Source organism: Rhodococcus sp. IEGM 1366 (assembly GCF_033142425.1).
Taxonomy (GTDB): Bacteria; Actinomycetota; Actinomycetes; order Mycobacteriales; family Mycobacteriaceae; genus Rhodococcus_F; species Rhodococcus_F globerula.
In genome coordinates, this window is record NZ_JAWLRZ010000002.1 from 335,593 (window position 1) to 361,334 (window position 25,742).

The following is a 25,742-nucleotide window of genomic DNA, read 5'->3' on the forward strand; positions in this document are numbered from 1 at the left end:
CCGCGCCGTCGCGTCCGGTCGATAAACCTGGCGCATGACAATTACGTCAGTCCTTCGCCCCGCGAGTGACAATCTCGGCCGTGAGGTCGCCGCGCCGAGATATTCCCTGATCGTCTCCTCCGACCGTGAACATCGAGTGGCCGCGCAGCGCCTTCGATACCGGGTATTCGTCTCCGAGCCCGGATTCTCGATTCCCGCTTCACCTTTCGAGCTCGACGCAGATGCGTTCGACGATTTCTGTGACCACATCCTGGTCTACGACGATGTCACCGGCGATTACGTCGGGTGCTACCGCATGCTCACCCCGGATGCCGCGGCCAGAGCAGGTGGGTATTACACCGCAACGGAATTCGATATCTCGGCTATCGATCCCGCGGCGCGCCGAGTGGTCGAGATGGGCCGCGCATGTGTCGATCCGGCGCATCGCAACGGATCGGTACTCGGACTCATGTGGTCCGGGATTCTGCAGTACCTCGAACTGACCGGCCACGAATGGGTGATGGGGTGCGTCTCCGTTCCGATCACCCCGCACCCCGGTGCCGTCCCCGGCGCGGATGTGCGTGGCGTCCGCGATTTTGTGTTGAACAAGCACGCCAGTCCGTTGGAGAGGCGGGCCGTTCCCCGAAATCCTGTCGTTCTCGGCGGCCGCACACTGGATCAGATCGCACCACCCGCACGCGTGACCATGCCACCGCTGCTGCGCGGATATCTGCGCATGGGCGCCGTGATCTGCGGTGAACCCGCCTACGATCCCGCGTTCGGCGTCGCGGATTTTGTTGCGCTGCAAGGTCTGCACTCGGCAAACAAGCGGTACCTCGATCGGCTTCGATCGGCGGCGTCAACCCAGCAAGGGTTCGCGGGATGACCCCCTACTGGGTGCCGTCGAGCCCGTGCGGCGACGGGTGTCTGCCGTCCGATCCGGCGCGTGTGTCGAATATCACGGTAGGGATTCGAGCGGTGATGGTCGGGTGCGCGTTGCTGACTGCGCCGATACTGTCAGCGGGCTGGTTGCTGCCGCGAACCTGGCGCGTCCATCTGCAGCGTGCGTACTCACGCCTGCTGCTCCGCTGCCTCGGCATGAAACTGAGCGTCGACGATCAGCGATTGGGCAGGCCTGAACCGGACGGGGTAATGGTGGTCGCCGGCCATGTGTCCTGGACGGACGTACTGGTTGCGAGTGCTGTTGCGCCCGCGAACTTCGTCGCCCGGGCGGATCTGCTCGAGTGGGCGGTCCTTGGATCGCTGGCACGTCGGATGCGAGTTTTGCCGATCGATCGCTCTCGGCTGCGTGAGCTGCCCGAAGTCGTCGCAGCTGTGCGTGAGCGCCTGGAACGAGGCGTGCGCATCATGGTCTTTCCGGAGGGAACGACCTGGTGCGGGCGGGCGTACGGCGGATTCCGCCCGGCGATGTTCCAGGCCGCGGTCGATTCGCAGTGCCCGGTCCAGCCCATGGCGATCCGGTACGCCAACGCCGACGGCTCCCTGTGTACCGGCCCGTGTTTTGTCGGCAGCGAGACGATCGGGCAATCCATCGGGCGAATCCTGCGTCAGAAAAGTGTGGAGGTCGAGGTCCGATTGGCGCCGCTCGAAGAGGCAGGGGAGTGCCGGCGCGAGCTTGCGGAGCGGTGTGAGCGGGCAGTACGCGGCACAACTGCTCTGGTGCCCGATCTGGAGATGCGGATCACCGCCGCGCCGGAGGATGTTCGCTTAGCCGGGTAAGCGGCGCGAAGCGAGCCGCCGTGCTGGGCTATCCTGGTCAGGCCATGACTCTGCCTGCACACCGTGTTGACACCGCATTTCCGGTGTACCTCGATCATGCCGCCACCACACCGATGACGGCAGCTGCTATCGAGGCGATGACCGATATCTTCACAACCGTGGGCAATGCGTCCTCGCTGCACGGCTCCGGCCGTGCTGCGCGCCGCCGTGTCGAGGAATCGCGCGAGTCGATCGCGGCCTGCCTGGGCGCTCGGCCGTCGGAGGTCATCTTCACGTCCGGCGGTACCGAGAGTGACAACCTCGCAGTCAAGGGAATCTTCAGGGCCCGCCGCGACGCCGACCCGAGGCGCAACCGAATCCTGGCGAGCTCGGTAGAGCACCACGCGGTTCTCGACACCGTGGAGTGGCTCGAAAAGCACGAGGGTGCCAAGGTCACCTGGTTGCCGGTGGACGCCAACGGAGTAGTCGACCCGCAGACCCTGCGAGACGAGTTGTCGGTGCACGCCGACGAGGTTGCACTCGTCACGATCATGTGGGCGAACAACGAGGTCGGCACCGTCATGCCGATTCTCGAATTGGCCGAGATATCAGCGGAATTCGAAATCCCGATGCACAGTGACGCAGTCCAGGCCGTTGCCCAGTTGCCAGTCGATTTTGCCGCGAGCAAACTCTCTGCTCTGAGTATCGCGGCACACAAGTTCGGCGGCCCGCACGGCGTCGGCGCACTGCTGCTGGGACGTCAGGTTCCGTGTGTGCCGCTCCTGCACGGCGGCGGACACGAGCGTGATCTTCGTTCGGGAACCCCGGATACCGCGGGCGTGGTGGGCATGGCCGCGGCGCTGCGCGAGAACACCGCGCACATCGATTCCAGTGCACGGGAATTGGCGGAACTACGCGATCGTTTGATCGAGGGTGTTTTCCGGATTCTTCCCGAATCGGTACTCAACGGCCCGACCGGTTCGGACCGTCTGCCCGGCAACGCGCACTTCACTTTTCCCGGCTGTGAAGGGGACTCGTTGCTGATGCTCCTCGACGCTGCGGGTATCGAATGCTCCACCGGTTCGGCCTGCACCGCAGGTGTTGCCCGGGCCAGCCACGTGCTGATCGCGATGGGCGTAGAACCGTCGACCGCGCGGGGCTCCTTGAGATTTTCACTCGGACATACGTCGAGTGTCACCGATGTGGATGCGCTCATCGCAGCGCTGCCACAAGTAGTAGAGCGCGCTCGGGCCGCCGGTCTTGCCGGTGCCGGTTCGCGTGGAGGGGATCGCTGATGCGAGTACTCGCAGCCATGAGCGGAGGCGTCGACTCCGCCGTTGCCGCCGCCCGCGCAGTTGCCGCCGGCCATGACGTCGTGGGAGTTCATCTGGCGTTGTCGACGGCACCTGGCGCTTTGCGCACGGGTTCGCGTGGATGCTGTTCCAAGGAAGACGCGGGCGATGCCAGGCGCGCCGCCGACGTTCTGGGAATCCCCTTCTACGTCTGGGACTTTGCGGATCGCTTCAAAGAAGACGTGATCGACGATTTTGTGGCGTCGTACGCCGCGGGTGAGACGCCTAACCCGTGCCTGCGCTGCAACGAGAAGATCAAGTTCACCGCTCTCGCGGATCGCGCGGTTGCGCTCGGATTCGACGCCGTTGCCACGGGCCATTACGCCCGCCTCGAAGACGGCGTTCTGCGCCGCGCAGTCGACTCCGACAAGGATCAGTCGTACGTCCTGGGAGTTCTGACAGCAGCGCAGCTTTCGCGCGCGATGTTCCCGATCGGCGACACACCGAAGGAGCAGATCCGCGAAGAGGCCGCCGAGCGCGGACTTGCCGTCGCGAACAAGCCGGACAGCCACGACATCTGCTTCATCCCGACCGGCGACACCCGAGCATTCCTCGGCGCCCGGATCGGTGTTCGCCCGGGAAGCGTCGTCGACGCCGATTCCGGTGAGGTCCTGGCAGCACACGACGGCGTGCACGGCTTCACGATCGGTCAGCGTAAGGGACTGGGCGTCGAAGGTCCGGCGGTGGACGGACGCCCGCGGTACGTCACGTCGATCGAACCCGAAACCGGCACTGTCCGAGTCGGTTCGGCCAAGAATCTCGATGTGTGGGCGATCACGGCGCAGCGTGCGATCTGGACGTCCGGTCAGGCCCCCGAAGGCCCGGTCGAGTGCATGGTGCAGGTTCGGGCTCACGGCGGACTTGCGCAGGCAGTGGCAGAGGCAGTTGACGACGGCACTTCAGGCGGCGGCATCACGATTTCCTTGCGTGAACCGCTGACGGGTGTCGCGAAGGGGCAGGCAGTGGTTTTGTACCGTCCCGACAGTGAACTGGGCGATCAGGTACTCGGCAGCGGCACTATCGCCGGAACCGAATCCGAGCCGAACACACTGTGACACAGCAGGTTTCCATCGGTGGCCTGGTCACCGGAATCGGATCCTGGCCGGGCACGGATGCCCGGGAAAGTGCCGCCACCATCCTCGGTGAGCTCGGCGGATTTCCGCACCTGGTGGAACTACCGGCACGCGGTCTCGGCGCAGACACCGTGGGCCGAACCGGTGCCATCCTCGTCGATATCAACCTCGACGCGTCGACGCGCTCGTACCGGGTTGTGCCCCGGCGCGGCAACATCGCGAAGCGCGCGGAGGACTTCCTGAACCAGGATCTCGACGCTCTCGAGGAAGCCTGGGAAGCAGCGCGGCTGGTCGGCAGAGATCACGTGATCAAACTGCAGGCTGCCGGACCGCTGACGCTCGGCGCCGAGATCGAGGTCGCAAACGGTTCACGTGTGCTCGTGGATCGCGGAGCACTGCGTGACATCGCCGAATCGTTGGGCGAGGGGTTGGCCCGCCACGCCGCCGAGGTGACCCGCCGCACGGGTGCCCGCGTGATCGTTCAGCTCGACGAACCGCAGATGACTGCTGTGCTCGCCGGGTCTTTGCCCGGACGCACGAGAATGGAAAGTGTTCCGGCGCTCCCCGAACCGGAAGCCCTGGCGATTCTGGACTCGGCCATCGAGGGCTGCGGATTGCCGACCATCGTGCACAGTTGCAGCGCGGATCTCCCGTGGGATCTGCTGCGACGCAGCAAGGCGAGTGCCGTGAGCTTCGACCTGTCCCTGATTTCCTCGCGCGACTTGGACGGCATCGGCCAGTTGTTCGATGCCGGCAAGCAGCTGGCGTTGGGTCTGGTTCCCTCCACGGCGCCCGAGAAGCCGCTGACGTGGAAAGAATGCGCAATGCCTGCCGTGACGCTGATCGACCGTCTCGGGTTCTCACGGGAGCTGCTGCAGACTCAGGTGGCGGTGACCCCGCGATGCGGTCTGGCCGGCGCCGGCCTCGACTACGCCCGCACGGCGCTGAAGGTGTGCACCGACGTCAGCAAGGCCTTGGTGGACGATCCGTCGGCGTTCTGACTCGCGGTGCTTTTCTGTCGGTGAGAACCGATATTCTCTTGTCTTGTGAGTGAAACCACCGAGGGAACCGTGCAGCCTGCGCCCAACGAGGCGCGTGAGCAGTGGATGGAGCTGGCCGAGGAGGTCCGTCAGCATCAGTTCCGTTACTACGTTCGTGATGCACCGACCATCTCGGATGGCGCATTCGACACACTGCTCGGTCAGCTCAATGCCCTCGAAGAGCAGTATCCGGACTTGCGGACTCCTGACTCACCGACGCAGTTGGTGGGCGGCGGGTTCGCAACGGATTTCACCTCGGTCGATCACCTCGAGCGCATGCTCAGCCTCGACAACGTTTTCGACGAGTCCGAACTGCGGGGCTGGATTGCCAAGGTAGAGCAGGAAACCGGGCCGGATCTGCACTACCTGTGTGAAGTCAAGATCGACGGCGTTGCGCTCAACCTCGTCTATGAGAACGGCAAGCTCGTGCGGGCTGCCACCCGTGGAGACGGCCGCACGGGCGAATTGGTCACGCTCAACGCGCTCACCATCAACGACATCCCGGAATACCTCACCGCGACGGACGAGTACCCGATCCCCAGCGTGCTCGAAGTGCGTGGTGAGGTGTTCTTCCGCCTCGAGGACTTTGCCGCACTCAACGCGTCGTTGGTCGCAGAAGGCAAGGCGCCCTTCGCAAACCCGCGAAACTCTGCCGCCGGATCGTTGCGCCAGAAGAATCCCGCGGTGACGGCGCGTCGACGCCTCGGCATGATCTGTCACGGTTTCGGCCGCATGGAGGGCTTCGAGCCCGCGTCGCAGTACGACGCCTATGTCGCGCTCGCCGCGTGGGGTCTGCCGGTGTCGACGCACACGTCACGCGTTGTCGGGGCGGACGCCGTGGTGGACAAGATGAAGTACTGGGGCGAACATCGCCACGACGTCGAGCACGAGATCGACGGCCTGGTGGTCAAGGTCGACGAAATGTCGTTGCATCGCCGTCTCGGCACCACGTCACGAGCGCCGCGTTGGGCGATTGCGTACAAGTACCCGCCCGAGGAGGTCACGACCAAGCTTCTCGACATTCGCGTCAGCGTCGGACGAACCGGACGTGTGACGCCGTTTGCGTACATGGAACCGGTAACGGTAGCCGGTTCGACTGTGTCGTTGGCCACGCTGCACAACGGCAGTGAGGTCAAGCGCAAGGGTGTGTTGATCGGTGACACCGTGGTGCTGCGTAAGGCGGGCGACGTCATCCCCGAGGTTCTCGGACCGGTGGCCGACGTCCGCGACGGCACCGAGCGCGAGTTTGTCATGCCGACGCATTGTCCCGAGTGCGACACTTTGCTGGCGCCCGCAAAAGAGGGCGACGTCGACGTGCGCTGCCCCAATCAGCAGCACTGCCCGGCGCAGCTGCGTGAGCGGGTGTTCCATGTTGCCGGCCGCGGGGCCTTCGACATCGAGGTGCTCGGATACGAGGCTGCGACCGGTCTTCTCGAAGCGAAGGCCATCGACGACGAAGGTGATCTCTTCTCACTCGACGCCGACACTCTGATCGGTGTGCCGATCTTCCGGACCAACGCCGGAGCGCTCTCGGCAAACGGAAAACGCTTGCTGGCCAACCTGGATTCGGCCAAGGACAAGCCGTTGTGGAGAGTGCTTGTGGCACTGTCCATTCGGCATGTCGGTCCAACGGCGGCGCGAGCGTTGGCGGGGGAATTCGGTTCGCTGCAACGCATTCGGGAAGCGTCGATGGAGCAGTTGGCAGCTGTAGACGGCGTCGGTTCCACGATTGCCGCCGCAGTGGTCGAGTGGTTCACGGTGGACTGGCATCAGCAGATCGTGGACAAGTGGGCGGCCGCTGGAGTGCGAATGGAGGACGAGCGAGACGATTCCATTCCGCGCAACCTCGAGGGCCTCTCTATCGTGGTCACCGGTTCCCTCGAGACGTACTCCCGCGATCAGGCGAAGGAAGCGATCCTCGTGCGCGGCGGTAAGGCAGCCGGTTCCGTTTCGAAGAAAACGGCGTTTGTGGTTGTCGGTGAAGCACCGGGTTCCAAGCACGACAAGGCGGTCGAATTGGGCGTGCCCGTGCTCGACGAGGACGGCTTCCGTCGGTTGCTCGAAGGTGGCCCGGACGCGGTAACACCCACCGAATTGGACGAATAACTACTTCGCTTTGCGATTTCCGAGTTCGGTACGCAGGGTGCAATAGTGACGCCATGATCGAGATTCGCGAAATCCTCCCCAACGAGTTCGACACCGTAGGGGAGCTGACTGTGCAGGCTTACGTGGGTGGCGGATTTGTTGCCGAAGGAACCCCGTACGCGGAGCGTCTGCGCGACACGGCAACTCGGGCGCAGGACGGCCGAGTGCTGGTCGCGGTTCTCGCTGACCGCGTTGTGGGATCGCTCACCGTGGCAGAACCGGGAACGCCGTTCGCGGACGTAGCGCAGGCCGGCGAACTCGAATTCCGCATGCTCGCAGTCTCACCCGATGCTCGCGGATCGGGAGCGGGTACGGCTTTGGTACGCGCCGTGATCGCCGAGGCGTACGACCGTGGCGATCACTCGGTGGTCATGTCGACTCAACCGGAGATGGTCGATGCGCGTCGTATCTACGATCGCAACGGATTTGTCCCTGACCCGGTCCGGGCGTGGGAACCGATCCGGGGTATGGAGCTGACCGTCTTGGTGCGCGACCTGGCCTGAGTAGTAACCCAGAGCTGTAGTAACCCAGAACTGTAATAACCCGGAACTGTCGTTGTCAGCTCAGAACTGTCGCGATGATCCCGGCGAGATAACCCAGCCGGGCAATCTCCGACGGCCGGAATTCCGGCCCGCCGGGGCGTCCGAGCATCAGGACTCGACCGCCCGAACCCAATGGTGCGGCGGCGAGGCTGGTGTCCATGTCGCGCCACACCTCGGGCACCCAGTCGGCTTCACCGTCGAGGACTGCCGGCTTCTCGAGGGGCATCCACGGGACCTCGGTGGCGTGAGTTTCGGGTGCGCCCGAGCTGCCGACCACCCGATATGCCCCTTGCGGGCCGATGTCGACGATGACGGACCAACCCACTCGCAGCACTCGCGGGGCGCCGTCAACGAGTACCTGGAGGCGATCGTCCTTTGCGGTGGCGACTGAGTCGATGAGTTCGAGCTCACGGTGGGTGTCGAGGATTCCCGCGTACGGACGGATGGAATCCACCGATACGCCGGGGAGATGCTCGGCTGCCGTGATGAGTGTGTCCGGTAGCGCTCCCGGTTCGACGTCGACAACAAGATCGTCGATGGCAAAACCGTCGCCTCGCTCTACGACGTCGAGGGAGAGAATGTCGGCTCCGACGGAACCCAGTGCGACGGCGAGTGCGCCGAGGCTACCGGGACGGTCGGGCAGACTGACGCGGAGCAGGTATGACACGTTCGTCCTTTCGCTTTCGGTTGTCGCCCGGGTCGTGGTGACTCGCGCTGTACGTCATCTTTGCACTTGTCGCCGTGTCGATGGTCGGCGCCGCGGCCCCGTCACGCCCGCTGTACGAGGTTGTGACATGACCGAAACACTTCGGTCGAACCGGACGTGGCGGTGGACACGCGAGGCGCGACTACAAGTGTGCTGAGCCGAGCAACTAGGCTGGACCGGCAATGAATACGTCCTCTTCCGAAAGGGGCCCCGCGGTGCCTGCCATCTCCCGTGACGAGGTCGCGCACCTCGCGCGGCTGTCCAGACTCGCACTGTCCGACGCAGAACTCGACGAGTTCGCCGGTCAGTTGGATTCGATTCTCAACCACGTCAAGGTGGTCACCGAGGTTGCGGCCGACGACGTTCCGCCCATGGCGAACCCCAATGCCGTCACCAACGTCACCCGACCGGACGTCATCGTGCCGGGGTTGACCCCGGATCAGGCGTTGTCCGGTGCACCCGCAGTCGAACAGGATCGCTTTGCCGTTCCGCAGATCCTTGGAGAGGGCGAATGACCGCCGACCTGACAACGCTGGACGCCTCGGTTCTGGCAGACAAGATCCATTCGCGTGAGGTGTCCTCGGTAGAGGTCACCCAGGCGCACCTCGATCGCATCGCTGCAGTCGACTCCGAGTACCACGCCTTCCTGCACGTCGCCGGCGATCAGGCGCTCGAAGCCGCTGCTGCCGTCGACAGCTCCCTGGCAGCCGGAAACGAGCCCGTATCGCCGCTCGCCGGTGTGCCGATTGCGCTCAAGGACATCTTCACCACCACGGACATGCCGACGACCTGCGCGTCGAAGATGCTCGAAGGATGGGTGGCGCCGTACGACGCGACCCTGACGAGCAAGCTTCGCGCCGCAGGCATTCCGATCCTCGGCAAGACCAACCTCGACGAATTCGCGATGGGTTCCTCCACCGAGAACTCGGCGTACGGCCCGACGCGTAACCCGTGGGACACCACGCGTATCCCCGGCGGCTCGGGCGGCGGTAGTGCAGCTGCGCTGGCGTCCCGTCAGGCACCGTTGGCCATCGGCACCGACACCGGTGGATCCATTCGCCAGCCGGCCGCAGTCACGGCAACCGTCGGCACCAAGCCCACGTACGGAACCGTCTCGCGTTTCGGTCTTGTCGCGTGTGCGTCGTCGCTCGATCAGGGTGGCCCGTGTGGTCGCACCGTGCTCGACACCGCGCTGCTGCACGAGGTCATCGCCGGACACGATCCGCGCGACTCCACGTCTATCGACGCTCCCGTGCGTCCGGTGGTTGCCGCGGCTCGCGAAGGTGCCAACGGAGACCTGCGCGGCGTCAAGGTCGGCGTCGTCAAGGAGCTGCACTCCGACAGCTACCAGCCCGGAGTCATCGCGTCCTTCGACGCGGCTGTCGAGCAACTGAAGGCTCTCGGCGCCGAGGTTGTCGAGGTGTCGTGCCCGAGCTTCGAGTACGCGCTCGCGTCGTACTACCTGGTGCTGCCCAGTGAGGTCTCGTCCAACCTGGCGCGCTTCGACGCGATGCGTTACGGCATGCGCGTCGACGACGGCAACATGAGCGCCGATCAGGTCATGGCAGCCACTCGCGCTGCCGGCTTCGGTCCGGAGGTCAAGCGCCGCATCGTGATCGGCACGTACGCACTGTCCTCGGGCTACTACGACGCCTACTACGGCTCAGCCCTGAAGGTTCGCACTCTGATCGCTCGCGATTTCGACAAGGCGTACGAGCAGGTCGATGTTCTGGTCTCGCCGACCAGTCCGTTCACGCCGTGGAAGTTGGGGGAGAAGGTGGGCGATCCGCTCGCGATGTACCTCTCCGACCTCTGCACCCTGCCTACCAACCTGGCCGGCCATTGCGCCATGTCGGTGCCGTCGGGTCTCTCGGCGGACGACAATCTGCCTGTCGGTCTGCAGATCATGGCTCCGGCCATGGCGGACGAGCGTCTGTACCGTGTCGGTGCGGCGTACGAAGCAGCGCGTGGCCCGATCGGTACCGCTGTCTGAGCGAAGATCTCGTGCTTTCGACAATGCCGTCACTAGTTTCTCGGTGGCGGCATTGTCGCGTCTGAAGGTGATCGTCTGAGCGCCGATATTTTCGGCCCCCATCGGGCACACTCGTAGGTGGAGTGTGATCGAGGACACAAGTCCCGATTCGGTCCGTCGTCGTCCGTGCATCACGAATAATTTCGAGGAGTGCTGGTGAAGGTCAAGGCAGCAGTAGTCAAGGCGCCAGGTCAGCCGTGGGAAATCGAAGAGGTCGATCTGGGTGATCCGATTTCCGGAGAAGTGCAGATTCGGCTTGCCGCATCGGGGCTGTGCCATTCGGACGAGCACTTGCGGACGGGTGCAAGCCCGCTTCCCTTCTATCCTGCCGTGGGCGGGCACGAAGGTGCCGGAGTGGTGACCAAGGTGGGACCAGGCGTTACGAGCGTCGTCGAAGGTGATCACGTTGTACTGGCGTTCATTCCGGCGTGTGGACGCTGTCCGTCATGCGCAAAGGGATTGCAGAATATCTGCGACCAGGGTGCGGGTCTGCTTACCGGACAATCGATCTCGGATAATTCGTACCGAGTCACCCTCGATGGTGAGCCCGTCATTCAGATGTGCCTGCTCGGCACGTTCTCTCCGTACGTGACGGTCAACGAGTCCTCGGTGATCAAGATCGAGAAGGACATCCCACTCGACAAGGCAGCGCTGCTCGGCTGTGGCGTCGCGACCGGTTGGGGATCGGCGACGGCTATCGGCGGCGCAAAGGTCGGTGACACGGTCGTGGTTATCGGAGTCGGCGGTGTCGGCATCAACTCGGTGCAGGGTGCCGCGTCTGCGGGCGCGCGCTTTGTTGTTGCGATCGACCCGGTTGAATTCAAGCGGCAGAAGGCCAAGGAATTCGGCGCAACTCATACCTTCGCTTCGCTCGAGGAAGCTATCCCCGCGATCGGTGAACTCACGTGGGGCAAGATGGCCGACGTCACCGTGATCACTGTCGGAGAGATCCACGGCGACATCATTCAACCTGCCCTCAGCGCCACGGGTAAGGGCGGTCAGGTTGTTGTGGTCGGCATGGGCCACTACGCCGATTCGCAGGTGACGCTCAGCCTGTTCGAGCTGACACTGCTGCAGAAGCGCTTGCAGGGAGCCATCTTCGGCGGTGTCGGCCCTCGTTCCCAGATTCCGAAGCTGCTCGATCACTACCGCAGCGGCGCACTCAAACTCGACGAGTTGGTGACCAACACCTACAAGCTCGAGGAGATCAACGAGGGCTACGCCGACATGCTCGCGGGAAAGAACTTGCGCGGCATGATCATTTACACCGAGGACGATTACTAATCTTTCACTGTCCTTGACTCGGGCTCTCCGGCAGTGGTGCCGGAGAGCCCGATTTTCTGCAAGGATTCTGTCATGACCAACAGCCTCACGGTGATCGATCAGGGAACGACCTTGGACTTCACCTTCGCCGACGCCCTGCGCTACCACGGACCTTTGGCGCCCGGCGGTGTTGCCCACGCCTACAAAGTGCTCGAACGTGCACTCGGAGTCCTGGGGCAGGATGAGCCCGTCGAGCGGCGCGAGCTTGTTGTCACGACATCGCACGGTGGCCCTGGAGTGCGGGACACTGTCGAACTGGTCACTCGCGCAGTCACCGAAGGTCGATACACCGTCGACGGCTCCCTTGCCCGCCCCGAGCGGGGAATTACGCTGGAACTGTATGTATTCCAGATCGACTACCGTGATGAGAGTGTCACGCTGATCCTGCGTGAGGGCTTCGTCGTGGACGAATTCATCGAGCTGTCACGCACTCCCAGCCGAAGCGCCGAAGCAGAGGCCCGGTTGGTGGTGCTCAAGCAGGAGATGACTGATCGAGTTATGGCGCAACCGGCCGACGAGGTCTACGACGTAGTGCCGTCAGGTGTGATCGACCCACCGCAGTAGCGCGTAGAGGAATCGCGTCGAACCCGGCATGAAGTTGTTGCCGTGGTGGTACGTCGGGTCCAGCGTCGTGGCGATGATGCGGCCGGGAGTCGAGGTGGTGTCCTCGAACAACATCATACCGGCGTCACAGGGGTTGCCCTCCGCGTCGGGTTCTTCCGAGATCAGCAGTGGCACAACGTCCGCGTCGGTGTGAAGCAGGCCGTGGTGGTGCCAGATCACAGACTTCGTGGTGAGATATTTCCACGATTCGTGATCGTGGCTGCGTGTGCGGATCAACGGGTCCTCGCCGGTTCGCCACCACCAGAAGTTGGTGGGACGCGGGCTCCAGGTCACACCGGGAAGCCATGTGTGTGCGGCGTTCTCACCGAGGACGACGAGGGTGCCACCGCGTTCGGCGACAGCGAGGAACTCGGCGGCGTGCTTGCGGAGAAGCTCGGGATGCAAACGATCGGCCAGGATCAGCGTCGTGACGTCGTCGAGATCGCCGGGCTGCAGATCAGCGAGGTAATGGAAATCCGGCTGGTGCGCGACAACGGCCGGATCCTCGAGGGTCTGCAGATGAAAATGCGAGCCGCCGTGCACCAGAGCGAGATTGCGCGTGGACAGTGGAGCGCGGTCGGTGCGGTTGAATGCTTCGAGGGCGGTTTCGTTGAGTATGGTCATCGGTTTTCCGTTCGGTCGAGCTGGGCAAGCCAGGACAGCAACTGGGGGTAGACGCGTGCCGACGTATTCGGATCGGACTGGAACACAGCCAGATCGATTCCTCCGTGCACCAGCACCTCGCCCTTGCCCAGTGGGTAGACGTAGTCGACCGGCAGTCCGTGGCGGCCGATGTAATTGGTGACGATGGCGTTGTCCGGAAGTTTCTGGCTGTAGCCACGCCCGTAGAAACCGGAGACTTCCTTGCGGAAACTGAGATCGGCCGGGTCGACACCTGCCCACACGGGGTGCGGGCTTCCGGCGGAGATTGCCAGATCTTTGGGGCCGGAGTACTGCAATTTGCGCCACTGTCCCAGGCCGGGAAGGAAATCCGTCAGGGGATGCCCCATGATCGCGATCCGGCCGCCGGCGGTGACGAAGTCCGTGAGGACGTCCTTGCGTCGTTCCAAGTAGATCTGATCGCAGTTGCCGTTGACGATGAGTCCGGAAACAGAAGTCAGGTCCAGGGCGTCGAGTTCGTAGAGGTCTACGTTGCGGACGACATCCGTGTCCGACGTGCCGCCGGCCATGCCGGCGTTGGACCCCATCACGAAGTGCAGAACCGGAGTTGTTGCGTGTAGCGCGGCGGTCATGTGAGTGAGCTTTCTGTGAGGCGAAGGTCGTTTCCGGCCGCCGCAAAATTGTCGTAGCGGGTGTAGACCACGGTGCGTGGATTCCCGCGGTCGTGGACCGTGTCGGTGGCGACATCGATGCCGTAGAGCCGAGAGAGGGTCTCACCGGTAACGAGGGTCGCCACCGGACCAACAACGATCTCTTCGGGACTGAACATCACCACGGCGTCGCCGCCCAGATGAAGTGGGTGATCGGGATGGTGGGTGGTCAGTAGGATGCCCATGCCTTCTGACGCGAGTTCGCGCAGAAGTTGGAGGACGTGCGCTTGGTTTCGCAGGTCGAGCGCCGAGACGGGTTCGTCCAGGATCATGAAGGTGCAGTCGGTGTTGAGTGCGCGCGCGATCAGGACCAGTTGCCGTTGTCCGCCGGACAGTTCGGTGAAGTTCGATGTCGCGAGGTGATCGATGCCGACTCGCTCGAGTACCGTACGGGTCTGGGCCACATCGGCTTTGCTGGGAACCCCGAAGGTCGACACCTTTTTCGCTCGGCCCATCAGCACCATGTCGAAGACCGAGTACGCAAAACTCGACGAGGTAGCTTGCGGAACGTAGCCGATGTTCGAATCGCGGACAACGCGGCCTTCCTGAGCGGTATTCAGCCCGGCAATGCAGCGGAGCAAGGTGGTCTTGCCCTTGCCGTTTGGACCAAGGATCGAGGTGATCGAGCCCGACGCGATGGTGAGATTCGTGTGGCGAAAAACCCAGTCCCGTCCCGAGTACCGAAACCCGAGGTCGATGAGCTCAAGCATCGATGAAGGCCCTTCTGCTCGAATTGCGAAGGAGAACAACAAAGACCGGTGCACCGATGATTGCCGTCAGGATTCCCAGTGGAATCTCGCCTGGACTGATGGTGCGCGAGAGTGTGTCGATGACGGTCAGGTAGGCGGCGCCGAGAACAAACGTCGTCGGCATCGAGATCCGGTGATCCGGGCCGACCCACAGCCTGGCCAGATGCGGGACAACCAAACCGACCCAGCCGATTACACCGGACACCGCAACTGCGCCGGCCGTCATGAACGCCACCATGACCAGCAGCAGCATGCGCAGGCGGTGCGGTTTCACGCCGAGTGACGCGGCATCGTCGTCGCCGAGCGAAAGGATGTTCACCCGCCAGCGCAACCCGAGGATGACCGCGCTGCCGAGAAGGATGGGAACAGCGGCAATTGCCACCTTGCCCATGTCAGCGGTCGCCAGGGAACCCATGAGCCAGAACACGATTGACGGCAGCGTGCTGTACGGATCGGCGAGGTACGTGATCAACGAGACAAGCGCCGAGAAGAACGCACTGGTCACCACGCCACCGAGCACGATCATGAGAATCGAACTGCCGGAACGGGTCTTTCCGATCGCCATCACCATGATCAGGGCGGCGATACCGAAAATGAATGCTCCACCGACGAGGAATGCGGAACCGAGGCCGAGCATCAGGACCAGGACTCCGCCGAAGGATGCGCCTGACGAGACGCCAAGGACCTGAGGGCTCACCAAGGGGTTGCGGAATACGGCCTGCAGTGCGGAACCGCCCAGTGCAAGACCGCCACCGACAAGCATTCCGAGCAGAAGTCGCGGGAATCGTACGCCGAGAACAACTTGCGACTCGACATCGGTCCACGTCTGCTCGAGCGGGATGACCCGATCGATGAGGATGCGGGCGACCTCGTTGACGGGGATTGTGTAGCGGCCGATGGCCAGAGCTGCCAGACCGATAGCGAGGATGCCGAACGTCAGGATCAGCGGAACGGTGAAAGCCCGGTACCGGGAGGGCCTTCCGGCAGTTTTCTCGCTACCGGAAGGTACCGCGTCCGACTCAAGCGCGGAACGAGTCATATCCGGCGCTCACCTGGTTGGATTCGAGGTGCAGGATGCGATCGATCTCGGTGTCGGAAACGTCGTAGGCGTACAACGAGGTGTACGTCTGACGAATACGATTACGCAGATCGAGATCGAGTTTCGCTTCGGGATAGAAGATTTCAGCGACCCAGAGCCACATCAAGTTCGACTCGTTGCACGGCGGGTCCCACGAGAATCCGCCGATGGGCGCCTTGTAGACGCGCTTGTTCTTCACGGCGCTCAGGGATGCCCAGTTGGGGTCGTCGTAGATATCCTGCGGGATTGCTGCGTCGAAGTTTCCGAGAACCAGGACCTCGGGATCCCACGTGAGGATTTGTTCCTTGGTGACGGCGACGCTGGTTCCCTTTCCGGCGCCCCGGGCAACATTCTTGCCACCGGCGAGGGTGATCCAGAAGTCCATGTACGTGTTGTCGGCCGAGACCTTGGTTTCAGGAGTGCTGTAGAAGTACATCGCTCGCGGCGCCGTGGCGGTGTTTGCAGCGGCAATGGATTCGACGGTCTTGCGGTCGGTTGCCATGCGCGCGAGGATTTCCTGCGCTTCGGCTTTCTTGTCGAGGAGGTCTCCGAAGATGTTGATCCAGGCTTCGAGGTCTTCCTGCGTTCCGTACTTCAGGAGGATGACTTTGAGACCCGCGTTGCGCAGCGGCGCCACGATGTCGTCGCCCTTGTCGCCCCACTGGATCACGACATCCGGGTTGAGTGAGAGGACCTGCTCGACGTTCGGGACGAAGTCGGGTCCGGAAACAACTGGGGTATTGAGGAATTCGGGGAACATCACCCCGAGCATGCCGTTCTTGGCCAGCGAGATCGCACTCGAGTTGACGCCGACATTGCGCGAGATCGACTGATCGGAGCCGGCAATCATCGACGGAACCGGAATGATCGCGGACGCGATGCGGCCGACCGGGGTGTCGAAGGTGATCGTGTTCTGGTACTGATCCACGACGGTGAACGGACCGCTTGTGGCGCCGGTCGACGCCGTCTCGGATACCGGTGTCCGAGAGGAGCAGGCGGTAATACCAAATGCGCCGAGTGCTGCCGCTGCGACGCCCATCGAGCGGATGAGTTGGCGCCGCGTCAGGGCACCGGCAAGAGGGGAGGGGGTGTGCTTCGGGGGCATGGTTTCTCCGAAAAGACTTGGCGTGGTGATGGTTATCGAAAACTGAAACAATTTCTAACGGGAATTAAGCTAGCATATCCTTACTAAGGGTTGACTTGCCTAATTATGTGGCGCGATAGACACGGCAAAGACCGCCCGGTCCGTCCGATGGACGGACCGGGCGGTCGTGGTGTCGGTAGTTTCTCCGGTCAGCGACCTGCAAACATCTTGATGCGCTGCTCGCGACTACGTTCGAGGTGAGCCCGCATATGTTCACGGGCGGACTTCTCGTCGCGACCTCGTATTGCCGTCAGGATGTCTTGATGCTCGGAATTCAGTAGATCGGGTTCACCGTAGTTGGAGGGCGGTCCGCTGTCGTAGATCCGCAGTTGGGTGGTCAACCTGATCAGGAGTGACGTGATCGTCGCATTGTGTGCGGACTGCCAGAGTGCTTCATGGAACTTGAAATTGCCGGCCCGAATCGCTGCGCCGTCAGTGGCTGTGCAGCACTGGTCATGAAGACCTTCGAGGCGCGCAAGGTCCAACTCGGTGTGTCGCAACGCAGCTGCCCCGGCGGCCTCGGACTCCAAAGCCACTCGCGCAGCGTAGATTTCGATGACGTCTTCGGGCGTTCCGGATCGCACTCGGAAGCCGCGGGCGGCGCGCTCGAGAAGTCCGTCGTGCGCAAGCCAATTGAGGGCTTCGCGGATAGGTGTGCGCGAGGCGCCGTACGTTTCGCACAATTGGGTTTCGTGCAGCGGGGCGCCCTGGGCAAACTTTCCGTCGAGGATGTCGGCCCGCAACCGAAGGTACTGGCGGGAAGTCTGGTCGGAACGTCCCAGTGCCGCCTCGGGCACCAGTAATTCTGCGCTGGTCGTGGTTTCCTCGCCGCCCATGTTTCCCCGTTCCTTCTCCGTGAGTGAAGCGCGTTTGATTATGCCACCGACAACGCATGAGTACTTGCGTATACGCTAGTACTCACTTAGGTTCGTGGGCGTTGGTTTCAGCGCGCTTTGTTCAACTTGCTTGGTTCAGCTTGCTTGGTTCTACTACGGAGAGGTGCTTCGGTGACACAGACATCGGTCACGCCGTTGATCGGCAGTGAGGCGCTTGCGCAGCTGCTGACTGGCAGCGACGTCGTAGTTCTCGACGTCACGGTGCATTTCCCGCCCGCACGATTCGACGGTGATTACCGCCCCGAATCGGGCTACGCAGGCTGGGTCGACGCGCATATTCCCGGATCTCGCCACGTAGATCTCATGACAACGTTCTCCGACCGCGATGCGTCATTGCACTTCACGAAGCCCACGGCCGAGCAATTGTCCCTCGACCTGGCCGCTGCCGGGATCGGTGTGGGCTCGACAATCGTCCTGTACGACCAAGGCTCGATGACCTGGGCCTCGCGGCTGTGGTGGGTGCTGCGCAACGCGGGAATCGACGCGCGGGTTCTCGACGGCGGATTGGCGGCCTGGACGTGGCACGGGTTTGCGGTCGAATCGGGGGAGGAACTGGCCCCTGCTCAGTCTGTTGCGCCGTGGGGCGTTGTCGATCTGGACCTGTGGGCGGATCGAGACGATGTCGCCGCGGTCTCGGCGGGCGACTCGGCGGGCACCCTTGTTTGTGCGTTGTCACCTGAGCAATTTGCCGGAACCGAGAAAACGAGATACTCGCGTCGTGGGCACATCCCGGGAAGCCGGAATCTGTCGGCCAAAAGCCTGCTGGACGACAACGGATTGATGCTCCCTGCCACGGATGTCTCCGTCCGTGCGCGGGAACTGTCGGCGAGTGCCGTACCGATCATCATCTATTGCGGCGGAGGCGTTTCCGCGTGTCTGAGCGCGCTCGGACTGGTGATCAGCGGATACGACGCCATCAAGGTGTACGACGGTTCTCTCGAGGAATGGACCGCCGATCCCACTTTGCCGATGGTCACGGGAACCGAGCCCGCCGAAGACGATCGATGTCGCGAGTCCTGATCGCCCGGCCCCGTACCGACCTCACATTCTCGAAGGAAAATCCATGTCTGACATCTCTGCTGACACCGTTGCCTCGGCGCTCGAAGCGCTTCGAGTGCAGGTGCCGCTCGTTCAATCACTGACCAATATCGTCTCTGCCAACTTCCTGACCAACGTTCTCTTGGCGGCAGGCGCGAGCAATGCGCATATCGACAATGTCCACGAGGCGGCCGGATTTGCGGCGATCGCCGGGGGAGTTCTGGTCAATCTCGGAACTCCGGATGACGCGACCGCAGCGGCTTTCCGAGTTGCAGCCGAAGCAGCACAGAGCGCAGGCACACCGTGGGTTCTCGACCCGGTCGGTGTCGGCGGATTGCCCTGGCGCAGTGAGATTGCCGTGGACCTTCTTCAGTTCCATCCGACCGCAATCCGCGGAAACGCGTCGGAGATCATCGCGCTCGCCGGTCTCGGCGGCGATACCCGCGGCGTCGACAGTGCATCCGATTCGATTGATGCTGTTCCGGCGGCGCTTGCACTGCTGAAGTACACGGACGCGGTATCTGCCTCGGGCCCAGTTGATTACGTCGTCGGACGTGATCGTGACGGCGTCGTGGTCGGCGTCAAGATTTCGGGCGGCAGCGCACTACTTCCCCGTGTCACCAGCACCGGATGCTCCCTGGGTGGCCTTGTTGCTGCGTATCTTGCTGTGGCACAGACGCCGCTGGAAGGACTTGTTGCAGCCCACACCCACGTTGCGGTGGCGTCCGAGATCGCCGAGGCGAACTCCACCGGCCCCGGATCGTTTGCGGTTGCCTATCTGGACGCGCTCTATGCCGTCGATGCCGACACCGTTCGGGCGCGGGCCCGCGTCGAATCCTTCGAACTGCCGGCTGGAGTGCAGAACTGATGAGCGTCAAGACTTTCTGGTATCTCACCCAGGCCGACGGCGACTACCCGTGGAGCCCCGGTGGGTTATACCCGGTGGACGGCGCGCGCCAGATCGAACTTGCGAAGACGATCGACGACGGCGGATTCGAAGGTGCACTGGTAGCGACCTGGCCGAACGATCCGTTCATTTCCGCGACGTGGGCCGCAGCCCACACCAGTCGCATGAAGTTCCTGGTCGCGATTTACGCGAACATGACGCCGGCACGATTGCTGGCCGAAAAGGCGCTGACTTTCGACGCTTTCAGCGGTGGCAGGTTGATGATCAACTCGGTCAACGGCCGCGAGAACATCCTGACCAAGTACGACATGAACGTCGACCACGATCAGCGGTACGAACTGGGCGAGCAGTACTGGGCTGATTTCCGACGCATCTACGCCGAGGGCACCGAGTCGAACTTCCCCAACACGCCGTTGCGGATCGACGCGCCGGTGGGACACCAGGTTCCGCTGTGGGGAACCGGGGATTCGCCTGCAGGCCTGGCAAATTCAGGCAAGGTGCTCGACACGTACCTGGCGATGCTCCGTGAAACGTCCTTCATCGAGGAGAAGTTCTCGGCTGCAAGGGATGCGGCAACTGCCGCTGGACGCGAATTCACAGACTTCGGTGCTTTGACCGGCGTGATCGTCAGGCCTACGAAAGACGAAGCCCTCGAACGATTCCGGTCGCTGTTCGAGAAGACAGGCATCGAGCAGATTGCCGATGTTCTCGACAACGCGGTGCGTCGACGCACACACGGCGCGCAGGATCTCAAGACCTTCACCGCCCGCGACTCGCAGCGCCAAGGGTGGGTCGATGCAATCGCCGCGGGTCGGCTCCCTGAACCTGAAGACTTGTATGTCGGTGACGGGCTCTATGCCGGCATCACCGCGTGGTCGCCGCTCGATATCTTCGGAACCGGTTCGTCGGCGGTCTACTACGTCGGCGACCCCGATTCGATCACCGATTCGGTGCGTACCCTTCGGCAGCGCACGGGCCTGACCGCTCTCATTCTCGCCGGATGGCCCCTCATCGAAGAAGCAAAATGGGTGTCGGAGTACCTGATTCCGCGGTTCGACGAACTGGACTGATCTGTGCGGCACTCGCGTTAGCGGCGGTGCTCGCGCAGTAGCTGGGTCGGAGTGACGCCGGTCAGTGCCTGAACATCTCGAGACAGATGGGCCTGATCGGCGTATCCGGCGTGCACCGCAAGGTTTGCCAGTGACATGTGCGCGGATGTGTTCGTGCCGCGGGCCAGCATCAGCACGTTCTGCATACGTTGGACTCGCTGGATCGTCTTCGGAGAGAGCCCAGTCGACGCAGCGATTGTGCGGCGGAAATGTCTCTCGGAAACCCCGAGATCCGATGCCACTTCGCGGACCCGTATTTCGGGCGACGCGGTCAACGCTGCGTAGCCGATCTGGGCCGTATCATCGGGACAGATACTCGGCCAGAGGTTTTCGAGGAGTGTTGCGTCGACGCGTGTGCTTCGCAGCGCGTCGGCCAGTATCCGGGCCTGGCGTGACGAGAGAACGTCGCCGAAATCGATTTTGGTGTCCTGCACAATCTCGGCGTCGGTTCCGAGTATCGAACGTAGCGCCGGGGGATTGATACGAACTCCCCACCGGGTCACTCCAGGTGCCGTCGTGACGAGATCTGCGACGGTTGCCGGGCCGACCAGCCAGGCTTTGCCGGTGCTGTCGACGATGAAGTCTGCGCAGAGATCGGGAATGATCCGGTGGGTGGCAACGGGTTCCTCGGATGCAATGGTCGTCGGCGTCGATTCGGCTGCAGATGATGTGCTTGTCCACAGGCAACTGAAGAAGTCCGTGCCCCTGATGCGTTGTTCGGTGTATGTGTGGCCGTTTTGTTCAAGACCGGATTCTGCACTGCGACTACCGTGTGTGGTGCGAGCGTCCGTGGCAGTCATCTCTTGATCGTCACACACTCGTCGACTACTTTTCGAACCGAAAACAGGAGAACACAGTGTCGGTTTCACCCCGTCTCGACCTCGTCGGAATTGTCACCACCGATCTCGATCGTTCCCTGGCGTTCTACCGCAATCTGGGCCTCGACATCCCCGAAACGCCGTCCGATGCCCCACACGTCGAGTTCACCTTCGGCAACGGGTTGCGACTGGCGTGGGATGCAGAGTCGACGATCAAGAGTTTCGACCCTGAATATGCGACGGTCGCGGGCCGACACCCCGTGGCTCTGGCTTTCGATTTCGGGACCCCCGCGGCCGTCGACGAAGCGTACAAGCGGATCACTACAGACTTTCCCGGGCACAAGGAACCCTTTGACGCCGTGTGGGGGCAGCGCTATGCGGTGCTACTCGATCCGGACGGAAACACCGTCGATCTGTTTGCCGCGCTCTGACCCAATCATTTTGAGCGCGAGGTATCTTGTCAGAACTCGAGAACGACGAGTGCCACCAGCAGGTTGAGTAGCGTCGCCGATACCGCGAATGCGACAGCGCCGGGTGTCAAAGTTCGAAAGCGGGCGGCGACGAGTGCCGGCAGCACAAGTGTAATTACGACGGCGGTCACGAATATGACGATCCCGGATTGAAAAGGCAGCGCTTGCCAGAGCGCTCCAGCAGCGATCAGGCCTAGCGGCAGGCCGATGACGATCTGAGCCACGGATCCCATGAGGCGTTGGCGTCGATCATGTTTGGGTATGTCAGTTGCCATTGCTCCGTCGACCGCTTCCAGTAGGTGTCGCATGCTGCGACTATCGGAACAGTATGTGGCAGCGCCTGGCATGCTCCTGTCGCGACCCGGACGACGGATGCCGTTGGGGCGTTAAGGCGCTGCAGGACATACGAATTGACGAGACGCATTCCAGAACGGGAAGAGGTCGGTCGTGCTGGCATCGGGGTGGTCCACCCGAGCCAGGTCGTTGAAATCGAGGACGGTTCGGCCTGTGGTGTTGCTGACGCCACATGCCTGCAGGCTCAGCTTCGCGGCGGGGACAAATCCGATACTGCGGGCGTAGGGTCCAAGCAGTCCGGAGTTCACGAAGCTATCGATCGCCTCGCCCCACCGGTTGTACTCGGTTTGCAGGTCGAAGCTGCACGTCGCGCCGAACAACTCGGTGCACGTCGTCGGTTGCCCGTCGATAATGGCTGACGTATCGGCGAGTGGGCGCGAAGTGTCGCCATGTGGCGATCTCTGGGTAACGAGATAAACACCCACGGCCACGACACACACAACCACGACGCTCGTCAGTATTGCCGGCAGTGCCTTCATGATCACGTCCGTCGGCGGTCGCGTTCGCGGGCCTACGTCGACCTGTCCGACCACGCAGCGGCAATCTCCGGGTGAGCGCTCATGATCTCGTCGATGTGCTTGGCGTCAGCTGTGTCAACCTCCGCCCGATGCCGTTGTGCTGTGACGAGTAGCCCGTCGGGATGGCCAGGGGGACCTTGCGCAGGCGCTGGTGCATCCGCTTCCAAGTCTCTGATCAACTCGTCCAAACGTGTCGCGAGGAATAACTGCTTTTCCGTGCTCATAGCCGTCACGTCCATTCGTCTTCGCGCTGTACTCGATCGCTGTGCCCGGTCACCGGCGTTGCGAAACCGGAATTCTCGGCTCTGATTTCGAGTCACTGTCAGTGGGTACCTACTGGATGCCCAGGTGTGGTGTTGTCGACGCGAAAGAGATGCGCATGAACGATCTGACCGTGACTGTCGAACACCTGCGAGCTCTTCTCCGGAGCAACCCGCACGCGGAACTGGTGGCCGTCGACGGCGGTATCGCAGTCTACGAACCGCACGAGGAAGGATTCCAATCCGACGGAATCTCAATCGTGACGCGCGAGCAACTCAGCGAGCGATTGCCGTCCGGCGGAAAATCGCCGGTCGAAGGTGAATTGACATTGGCTGCCGCGTCATTGAGTCAGATGATCGCCGAATTGGGCGGCTGACCACCGCTCCGGGTTCGCGGTGGATCTCGAGGGCTCCCGGACGTTGAGCTGGATCGCCATCGCGGCAGGAGATTTCGGACAGCCCGGGCGGCGTACTCTGGATGACATGGGTCTCATGATCCGGCGTATGCCTGACGGTCCCATGAACGTTTTATCTAAGGGGCGTCCGTCATGGCGCACACAAACACCATCGACTTCGGGATGGAAACGCAACCGCGACACCCCGGTCAACCATTTCCTTCGCCTACCCGAACACCACGGTTCCTACTGCGGGGTCAGGGCGCGGTGAAGTCGCATGTCGACGGTGCTTGGTTCCCATGGACCACCAACGTCACAGCGGAGCTACACGATCTGATATCAGCACTCTCGTTGCGTCTAGGGCCGATTACCCGGGTTGCGTTCGACTGGAACACGGTGAGCACTGCGCAGCGTCGTATCGACGAGGTCGACGGCCTCGAAGTTCGAGGTCCGTATCCAGGTCAACCCGTAGATTTGATGTATCTCGACGACATCTACGGTCGGCAACTTGTGTTGATGATGATTCCGCCATACGTCGATCCGGATCGGGCGTACGACATCATGCGCCGTCTGGTGGATCCTACGTGTGGAGACACCTATCGAGTGCCGTGAGTCGGGGTCTGTGTCACAGGCAGCCGCTCACCAGGCGTTGAGTGTGTCGAGGATCTGACCGCGTGCCTTCCAGAGCTCAGAACCCCAGTACGGCCACGAATGGGTTCCGTTGGACGGGAAGCTGTACGTGGCAGAAATGCCGAGTGTGTTGAGGCGTACCTGGAATGCTCGGGTGTTGAGCAAGGCGAGTGCTTCGAGTCCGATTGCGCTACCGGTGTTGACGAAGTCCACTGGTCGTCGGGGTTTGTCGAATTCTCCCGGCAATCCACTCGCCGCCGAGATATACATCGACAGGCCCCTGAGCTCAGGTGCAAAAACGAGGGGATCGTTACGCAACCACGCCGGGTTCCACGGTGGGCCCCACATTGCGTCGACGTTGAAGGATCCGGCGCTGATCATCGCAACCCGGATCGCTTCACGCATACCGGGCGCGGAGATATTGAGGTATCCCGAGAATGATCCAGCGAACTTGAACTGGTCGCGGTGGTAGGCGGCCAGGGTCAGTGCTGCGCTGCCGCCCATCGAGAGGCCGAGGACACCGTTGTTGGTCCGCGAGACGCCACGAGTATCGAGGTACGCAGGAAGTTCCTGGGTGAGAAATGTTTCCCATTTGTATGTGACTGGTTGGCGGTTGAGATTGCTGGTCGAATACCAGTCGGAGTAGAAACTCGACTGGCCACCGACCGGCATCACCAACGTGATGTTGTTGTCGCGGAACTGGTCGAATGCATTTGTCTCGAAGCTCCAGGCATTGCGGTCATTGCGAGCGCGGAGCCCGTCGAGCAGGTACAGGGCAGCGTTGCCGCCGCGAGATGCCCACTGGATCTGAACCTTGATGGGCCCCATCGAGGAGTCGACAAATACTTCTTCGTAGCCGCCGGATTGTGCGGTTCGTGCCGGTGCTGCGGCGGCCACCGAGGATCCGATCAGTCCAATCGCCAACGGAAGCGTCAGGGCGAGTGCCGCGGTTCCGGACCAACGACGTGTTCTGGACTTGCCTTGTCGAATCTGTTTTGTCATCCCTCGTTGGAAAAATCGCATTCGCGCCACTCCCGCCCCTTTAGTGGTGTGCTCGAGAAATCTGGCAGAGCCCCCGAGTTACTGCATTCTCGCGAACTGTCCGGGGGCGGAGTCAATCAATTGCGGATCTGTTACTGCATTGATACCGAAGCGGTTGGTTTGCCGCTACTGGTTCATAGGGGGTCGATCAAGAGGAGATCATCGGCCTGCGTCGAGGTCGGCGAGCGGCCAACCCGCCGCCGCCAGGACTGCTGCGACGCGTGCGATGTCCTGGTCGGAAGCGCTTTGGCTTGTCACATCAGAGATTTGGGCACTGATCTCGTCACCTCTGATTACCTGGTCGCTGCTGTCGTCGATCAGTTCGGCCAGTGCAGTACCGATTGCGATTTCGCGAACCTCCGCGTCGGTGAGTCGGCGGCGAAGCAATGCCATGAGAGGGATTCGGTCCTTCGGTGGGATCCCTTCGGGATAACCGACGCGTAGCCACGTAAGGATCGACTGTGCCAATGATGGGATCGGTGCAGGCAAT

Annotated in this window: 30 protein-coding genes; 17 read left to right on the forward strand and 13 right to left on the reverse strand. The window is 62.5% G+C overall.

Translation table 11 applies throughout. The annotated features are described in order from the left end of the window. The first annotated feature begins 34 nt into the window (after positions 1 to 34). The 7 genes from R4P64_RS07460 (at position 35) to R4P64_RS07490 (ending at position 7,811) form a co-directional block, all read left to right on the forward strand. Positions 35 to 865 (forward strand): GNAT family N-acetyltransferase, encoded by an 831-nt coding sequence (locus R4P64_RS07460; RefSeq protein ID WP_172936101.1) that lies wholly within the window; start codon positions 35 to 37, stop codon positions 863 to 865. Further along, complete coding sequence (locus tag R4P64_RS07465; protein WP_317820036.1) at positions 862 to 1,719, forward strand: lysophospholipid acyltransferase family protein; 858 nt, start codon at positions 862 to 864, stop codon at positions 1,717 to 1,719. Before R4P64_RS07460 ends, R4P64_RS07465 begins: the two co-directional genes overlap by 4 nt. Positions 1,720 to 1,763: 44 nt before the next feature. Beyond that, a complete protein-coding gene (locus R4P64_RS07470; protein ID WP_317820037.1) occupies positions 1,764 to 2,993 on the forward strand; it encodes a cysteine desulfurase family protein in 1,230 nt (409 codons plus the stop codon). Further along, positions 2,993 to 4,105 (forward strand): tRNA 2-thiouridine(34) synthase MnmA, encoded by a 1,113-nt coding sequence (gene mnmA / locus R4P64_RS07475; RefSeq protein ID WP_033231077.1) that lies wholly within the window; start codon positions 2,993 to 2,995, stop codon positions 4,103 to 4,105. Before R4P64_RS07470 ends, mnmA begins: the two co-directional genes overlap by 1 nt. Further along, complete coding sequence (locus tag R4P64_RS07480; RefSeq protein ID WP_317820039.1) at positions 4,102 to 5,124, forward strand: methionine synthase; 1,023 nt, start codon at positions 4,102 to 4,104, stop codon at positions 5,122 to 5,124. The genes mnmA and R4P64_RS07480 overlap by 4 nt, the downstream gene beginning before the upstream one ends. A gap of 105 nt (positions 5,125 to 5,229) precedes the next feature. After that, positions 5,230 to 7,269: an NAD-dependent DNA ligase LigA gene (ligA, locus tag R4P64_RS07485; RefSeq protein ID WP_202026010.1), complete on the forward strand. Its 2,040-nt coding sequence runs from the start codon at positions 5,230 to 5,232 to the stop codon at positions 7,267 to 7,269. Between the two features lie 53 nt (positions 7,270 to 7,322). Then, positions 7,323 to 7,811, forward strand: a complete 489-nt coding sequence (locus R4P64_RS07490; RefSeq protein WP_317820042.1) for a GNAT family N-acetyltransferase — start codon at positions 7,323 to 7,325, stop codon at positions 7,809 to 7,811. Between the two features lie 55 nt (positions 7,812 to 7,866). On the opposite strand, the gene R4P64_RS07495 is transcribed toward R4P64_RS07490, so the two are convergent. After that, entirely contained in the window at positions 7,867 to 8,517 is a 651-nt protein-coding gene (locus R4P64_RS07495) for an ACT domain-containing protein (protein ID WP_033231073.1), read from the reverse strand. A gap of 254 nt (positions 8,518 to 8,771) precedes the next feature. Between R4P64_RS07495 and gatC the strand changes: the two genes are divergently transcribed. From gatC to R4P64_RS07515, 4 genes are all read left to right on the forward strand, one after another. Continuing rightward, the gene (gene gatC, locus R4P64_RS07500) at positions 8,772 to 9,071 is read left to right on the forward strand and encodes an Asp-tRNA(Asn)/Glu-tRNA(Gln) amidotransferase subunit GatC (RefSeq protein ID WP_033231072.1); all 300 of its coding nucleotides are present in this window, start codon (positions 8,772 to 8,774) and stop codon (positions 9,069 to 9,071) included. After that, positions 9,068 to 10,549: an Asp-tRNA(Asn)/Glu-tRNA(Gln) amidotransferase subunit GatA gene (gatA, locus tag R4P64_RS07505; protein WP_317820044.1), complete on the forward strand. Its 1,482-nt coding sequence runs from the start codon at positions 9,068 to 9,070 to the stop codon at positions 10,547 to 10,549. Before gatC ends, gatA begins: the two co-directional genes overlap by 4 nt. A 195-nt stretch (positions 10,550 to 10,744) precedes the next feature. Then, complete coding sequence (locus R4P64_RS07510) at positions 10,745 to 11,872, forward strand: NDMA-dependent alcohol dehydrogenase (protein WP_033231475.1); 1,128 nt, start codon at positions 10,745 to 10,747, stop codon at positions 11,870 to 11,872. Between the two features lie 72 nt (positions 11,873 to 11,944). Beyond that, a complete protein-coding gene (locus R4P64_RS07515; RefSeq protein WP_045070373.1) occupies positions 11,945 to 12,475 on the forward strand; it encodes a hypothetical protein in 531 nt (176 codons plus the stop codon). Here the strand turns inward: R4P64_RS07515 and R4P64_RS07520 are convergent. From R4P64_RS07520 to R4P64_RS07545, 6 genes are all read right to left on the reverse strand, one after another. Further along, the gene (locus tag R4P64_RS07520; RefSeq protein WP_045070370.1) at positions 12,449 to 13,138 is read right to left on the reverse strand and encodes a hypothetical protein; all 690 of its coding nucleotides are present in this window, start codon (positions 13,136 to 13,138) and stop codon (positions 12,449 to 12,451) included. The genes R4P64_RS07515 and R4P64_RS07520 overlap by 27 nt on opposite strands. Continuing rightward, positions 13,135 to 13,767: a hypothetical protein gene (locus R4P64_RS07525; protein WP_052683624.1), complete on the reverse strand. Its 633-nt coding sequence runs from the start codon at positions 13,765 to 13,767 to the stop codon at positions 13,135 to 13,137. The genes R4P64_RS07520 and R4P64_RS07525 overlap by 4 nt, the downstream gene beginning before the upstream one ends. Further along, positions 13,764 to 14,555, reverse strand: a complete 792-nt coding sequence (locus tag R4P64_RS07530) for an ABC transporter ATP-binding protein (RefSeq protein ID WP_033231067.1) — start codon at positions 14,553 to 14,555, stop codon at positions 13,764 to 13,766. The genes R4P64_RS07525 and R4P64_RS07530 overlap by 4 nt, the downstream gene beginning before the upstream one ends. Next, complete coding sequence (locus R4P64_RS07535) at positions 14,548 to 15,633, reverse strand: FecCD family ABC transporter permease (RefSeq protein ID WP_219111964.1); 1,086 nt, start codon at positions 15,631 to 15,633, stop codon at positions 14,548 to 14,550. The genes R4P64_RS07530 and R4P64_RS07535 overlap by 8 nt, the downstream gene beginning before the upstream one ends. Then, positions 15,614 to 16,777, reverse strand: a complete 1,164-nt coding sequence (locus R4P64_RS07540) for an ABC transporter substrate-binding protein (protein ID WP_317820049.1) — start codon at positions 16,775 to 16,777, stop codon at positions 15,614 to 15,616. The genes R4P64_RS07535 and R4P64_RS07540 overlap by 20 nt, the downstream gene beginning before the upstream one ends. A 188-nt stretch (positions 16,778 to 16,965) precedes the next feature. Beyond that, positions 16,966 to 17,652, reverse strand: a complete 687-nt coding sequence (locus R4P64_RS07545) for a GntR family transcriptional regulator (protein ID WP_317820051.1) — start codon at positions 17,650 to 17,652, stop codon at positions 16,966 to 16,968. A gap of 171 nt (positions 17,653 to 17,823) precedes the next feature. On the opposite strand from R4P64_RS07545, the gene R4P64_RS07550 reads away from it, so the two are divergent. Genes R4P64_RS07550 through R4P64_RS07560 form a run of 3 tightly spaced genes read left to right on the forward strand, consistent with a single transcriptional unit; the run spans position 17,824 to position 20,727 of the window. Then, a complete protein-coding gene (locus R4P64_RS07550; protein ID WP_317820053.1) occupies positions 17,824 to 18,732 on the forward strand; it encodes a sulfurtransferase in 909 nt (302 codons plus the stop codon). Positions 18,733 to 18,775: 43 nt separating this feature from the next. Continuing rightward, entirely contained in the window at positions 18,776 to 19,618 is an 843-nt protein-coding gene (gene thiM / locus R4P64_RS07555) for a hydroxyethylthiazole kinase (protein WP_317820055.1), read from the forward strand. Beyond that, positions 19,618 to 20,727, forward strand: a complete 1,110-nt coding sequence (locus R4P64_RS07560; protein ID WP_116101487.1) for an LLM class flavin-dependent oxidoreductase — start codon at positions 19,618 to 19,620, stop codon at positions 20,725 to 20,727. The genes thiM and R4P64_RS07560 overlap by 1 nt, the downstream gene beginning before the upstream one ends. A gap of 17 nt (positions 20,728 to 20,744) precedes the next feature. Here the strand turns inward: R4P64_RS07560 and R4P64_RS07565 are convergent, their stop codons facing one another. Continuing rightward, entirely contained in the window at positions 20,745 to 21,566 is an 822-nt protein-coding gene (locus R4P64_RS07565; protein WP_317820058.1) for a helix-turn-helix transcriptional regulator, read from the reverse strand. Between the two features lie 56 nt (positions 21,567 to 21,622). Here R4P64_RS07565 and R4P64_RS07570 point away from each other — a divergent pair, with 56 nt between their 5' ends. Continuing rightward, positions 21,623 to 22,015, forward strand: coding sequence for a VOC family protein (locus R4P64_RS07570; protein WP_317820060.1), 393 nt, complete (start codon positions 21,623 to 21,625; stop codon positions 22,013 to 22,015). A 29-nt stretch (positions 22,016 to 22,044) separates the two neighbouring features. Here the strand turns inward: R4P64_RS07570 and R4P64_RS07575 are convergent, their stop codons facing one another. From R4P64_RS07575 to R4P64_RS07585, 3 genes are all read right to left on the reverse strand, one after another. Continuing rightward, the gene (locus R4P64_RS07575) at positions 22,045 to 22,362 is read right to left on the reverse strand and encodes a hypothetical protein (RefSeq protein WP_141484478.1); all 318 of its coding nucleotides are present in this window, start codon (positions 22,360 to 22,362) and stop codon (positions 22,045 to 22,047) included. A 78-nt stretch (positions 22,363 to 22,440) separates the two neighbouring features. Continuing rightward, positions 22,441 to 22,887 (reverse strand): hypothetical protein, encoded by a 447-nt coding sequence (locus R4P64_RS07580; protein ID WP_095887897.1) that lies wholly within the window; start codon positions 22,885 to 22,887, stop codon positions 22,441 to 22,443. 32 nt (positions 22,888 to 22,919) lie between these two features. Further along, on the reverse strand, positions 22,920 to 23,150 hold the full coding sequence (locus tag R4P64_RS07585; RefSeq protein ID WP_033231472.1) for a hypothetical protein: 231 nt from the start codon (positions 23,148 to 23,150) through the stop codon (positions 22,920 to 22,922). A 155-nt stretch (positions 23,151 to 23,305) separates the two neighbouring features. Between R4P64_RS07585 and R4P64_RS07590 the strand changes: the two genes are divergently transcribed. After that, positions 23,306 to 23,563: a hypothetical protein gene (locus R4P64_RS07590; protein ID WP_230589960.1), complete on the forward strand. Its 258-nt coding sequence runs from the start codon at positions 23,306 to 23,308 to the stop codon at positions 23,561 to 23,563. A 171-nt stretch (positions 23,564 to 23,734) separates the two neighbouring features. Continuing rightward, positions 23,735 to 24,193, forward strand: a complete 459-nt coding sequence (locus R4P64_RS07595) for a DUF5994 family protein (RefSeq protein ID WP_033231058.1) — start codon at positions 23,735 to 23,737, stop codon at positions 24,191 to 24,193. 27 nt (positions 24,194 to 24,220) lie between these two features. Here the strand turns inward: R4P64_RS07595 and R4P64_RS07600 are convergent, their stop codons facing one another. Together R4P64_RS07600 and R4P64_RS07605 are read right to left on the reverse strand one after the other, a co-directional pair. Then, complete coding sequence (locus tag R4P64_RS07600) at positions 24,221 to 25,213, reverse strand: alpha/beta hydrolase (RefSeq protein ID WP_092800894.1); 993 nt, start codon at positions 25,211 to 25,213, stop codon at positions 24,221 to 24,223. A gap of 198 nt (positions 25,214 to 25,411) precedes the next feature. Next, positions 25,412 to 25,741, reverse strand: coding sequence for a DUF3349 domain-containing protein (locus tag R4P64_RS07605; RefSeq protein WP_080711566.1), 330 nt, complete (start codon positions 25,739 to 25,741; stop codon positions 25,412 to 25,414). Between the last annotated feature and the right edge of the window lies 1 nt (position 25,742).